The following is a 3,214-nucleotide window of genomic DNA, read 5'->3' on the forward strand; positions in this document are numbered from 1 at the left end:
CCGTAATTTACTATCAGTAAATTTGAGGCAGTAATTTCACTCAGTTTAGTTTGATTAGGTACGGTAATAGTATCAGTTTGGGAATATTGAAAAGACCACATTTTGGGATAGTGGTTATGGTTCTAGTCTAACGCGTGCAAGAATAGGATTGGTAAGTATCTTGATGATAATTGGGTTAGTTTGGCGATTTTGGGCATCTCATAGGGCACGGCAGTCAAAAGTCACAAATCAGAAGTCAGAAGTGATATTTGAATTGCTTAAAGTATATATTGTACAGTAATTTGAGGTAAGAATCAAATATGAGAATTTGATTCCTAGTTGCCATATATATTTGATTTGACAACTAAAAAAATATTTATGGTGATTTTGATTAATATAGACCACTATCAGAAGGTCTTTCATTCATGGATAATGGATAATGGATAATTATCTCTGGTTAAAACCGTAACGGAATTGAATATAAGGACATATCCTAGCACTTTTCTCTTGGTAGAATGACTAAAAGTAATTATAGTTTTCTCACAGATTACCAAGTCACCCGATCGCTTAATTTATCTAACATTTTAGGTCCAATTCCAGATACTTGATCCAGGTCTGCTAAAGATTTAAAGGGTTTATTTTTTCTTGTTTGAATAATCCGTTCTGCTAATTTAGGTCCGACGCCAGGTAGTGTTTCTAATTCTTCCGCAGTAGCAGTATTTAGATTAATTTTCTTGTTAGTATCTATTACCGAAGTTTCAGTTTCTGTTAATCTATCCCCACATTCTTTTTTCTGTTTCTCAACTTTTTTGATCAACCAGGATGGTATACCCATAGTTGCTGTTTGATAAAGTCTTTGAAATTCACGGTCAAAATGAGCTGCTACTGTGGAATTTTCTATTACTAATAAAGTTTCATCATTGTTCTGGTTAGCTGCTTCCGTCCAATTATGAGAACCAGTAATTACAATGGAATTATCAATAATTCCAAATTTATGATGGAGGCGATCGCCAGGGGGTAAGTTAGGTACACCTACTGTGGATATAGGTTTTTGCCAAGGGCGATTATCAGTTTCATATTTACATTTATTTGCTAGAGCAATTCCCATCATATCTAATCCTTCACTGTAGTAACGATAGGCAAAACTAGGGTCAATTAAACCTTGAATTAATACTCCTTTTAGGGATTGATTTTCTAGGTTATTAACTAACTTTTGTGATGAGAATACAAATAGGGATAAATTAATAGATGTTTGTGCTTTTTCTAATGTTTGATTTATTAAACCATTTACACTTTTTTGCCAATATTGACTATTAGAAATAGGAGAAAATTGTACTGCAACTTTTGTCTCACCAACTAATACTTCTCTTGTATCTCTAAATGTTTTTTTTACACCAAATTTACTATCTGGTTTACCTCCAGGACCATCTCCCCATAATAGATTAAATTCTTCTGTGAATATTTCAGCTAATTCAGAACTTTCTATTTTTAAAAGATTATTAGCATTTCCTCGACTCAGAGGTTCCGAAAAATCTCCATGAATACCACTGGTAGTAAAATTAGCCGAGGTGACAATAATAGTTTGACCATCCACAACTAAAAATTTGTGGTGCATCAGACCACTACCCTTAGAACCATCAGCAGTATCATCAATCAAGGGAACTCCTGCATTACTTAAAATTATTAGAGCATCCCTACGATTAATTTCATCTTGACTAATTTCCCCATCCATGTTAATATCAGTAATCTGAATAAATTCATCATAGCGGTCGCGCTCCCGTTCAGGAAGTTGAGCGACCTCAGATGGACTTAAACTTCCCCAGGGACGATTGTAGGTATTTTCAATAATAACTCGCACTTTGGCCCCTGCTTGATACCGTTCGACCAAAGCTTGAGCGATGGCTGGTAAACGTAACTCTTGAACCGCCACATCTACACTAGAAGTAGCATCAGCAATAGTATTAACAATTATTTCTTCAAGATTGTCTCCCAGTCGGGTTTGCTGACGTAGCGTTTCAGTATAGCTTGAAGCTTGGGATTGATTAAAGTAAGATTCAATTAAAGGGTCTTGTGGCAATGGGGATACAGGAGGAACTAACTGCTGAGGTTGATTCAGACAAGCAGTTAGGCTAAAAGCCAATAGTAAAACATAGCCAAAGCACAGTTTAATAGAAGAAAATAGCACTGATATTACCTATTACTTCATCTAAAAAAATTGGTAGTAAGTACACCTAGAGCAATTTTAGTGATAGCAGCTACCAGAGAAGTTAGAACATTCTCGCACCTCTCAAATTTAGTCGGTGCTGGGAATTTAATTTCTGACTTCTGACTTCTGACTTCTGACTTACACTATATAGGCTTCCTAACAAAGTATAATCTATAGTAAGCTACAGTGTGGGCTGTAGCTTAAATATTTCTCAATGTTAATTCTACTGAAATTTGAGCAAGAATGAATTTTGAGGATTGTGCCATAATCCCTGATAATTTAGAGTGATAGTTAACTTAAATATTCCTCTCTGTAGAGATGTTTTCTCTATTGTCCATTTGCTATGCTATTGGGAAGTAAGAATGATAGCCAAAACTGAGAGAACCTAGTGACAACTAACTTTGCTGTTTTATGCCGAAAAGAAAAAGGACTTTTCCGTGTGGCCATAAAGGATATGGGAGAAAATGCCATCGCTGTGAACAAGAGCAAATGGTACAGCAAAGAGTTGACAAAAAAATCGCGGAAAAGCGGGAAAAAAAGTTAGAGTGGGAAGCTTCCTTTGATGGTGATTTGATAGACTTAAAGGGTCTACCAGACTATGTAGTGGTTAAAGCTAGAACAATTATTTCTGGATTAAATAATAATCAAAGCTACCGGGAATTTGGAGGTAAACGACTTCGCCACAATCGTTTTATTGTGAGTATACCTGTTACGCGAAATTATAGAATGATTTGCCAAGATTATGGGACTTTTGTTGTACCACAGAAGGTGATGTCCCATGAAGATTATAATGTTTGTAAACCTAAATAATTAGAAAGTAGGGAAATTAAGCAGGGAAACTTTCCTGGTCTATTTCTTTAAATTGGATAATTTATTTTTTGCTATTCCTTGTAGGGGCGCTACGGGCAACTGAAAAGGTAAAAGGCAAAGCTATTGATTTAGTAAAGCTTTAAGTATTTTATTGTTGATTGGTTGGTTGTTTCCATGGTAGTGCATTAATCTACAGAAAATAGAGAGTAAGGAGTAGGT

Annotated in this window: 2 protein-coding genes; one reads left to right on the forward strand and one right to left on the reverse strand. The window is 35.4% G+C overall.

Going from position 1 to position 3,214, the window contains the following annotated elements; genetic code table 11:
- Nucleotides 1–526 precede the first annotated feature (526 nt).
- Entirely contained in the window at nucleotides 527–2,164 is a 1,638-nt protein-coding gene (locus AFK68_RS04745; RefSeq protein WP_094671802.1) for a DUF655 domain-containing protein, read from the reverse strand.
- 432 nt (nucleotides 2,165–2,596) lie between these two features.
- Here AFK68_RS04745 and AFK68_RS04750 point away from each other — a divergent pair, with 432 nt between their 5' ends.
- Nucleotides 2,597–2,995 carry a hypothetical protein gene (locus AFK68_RS04750; RefSeq protein WP_094671803.1) on the forward strand — a complete coding sequence of 133 codons (399 nt, stop codon included), beginning with the start codon at nucleotides 2,597–2,599 and terminating at the stop codon, nucleotides 2,993–2,995.
- Nucleotides 2,996–3,214 lie beyond the last annotated feature (219 nt).

Source organism: Hydrocoleum sp. CS-953 (assembly GCF_002260545.1).
GTDB lineage: Bacteria > Cyanobacteriota > Cyanobacteriia > Cyanobacteriales > Microcoleaceae > Trichodesmium.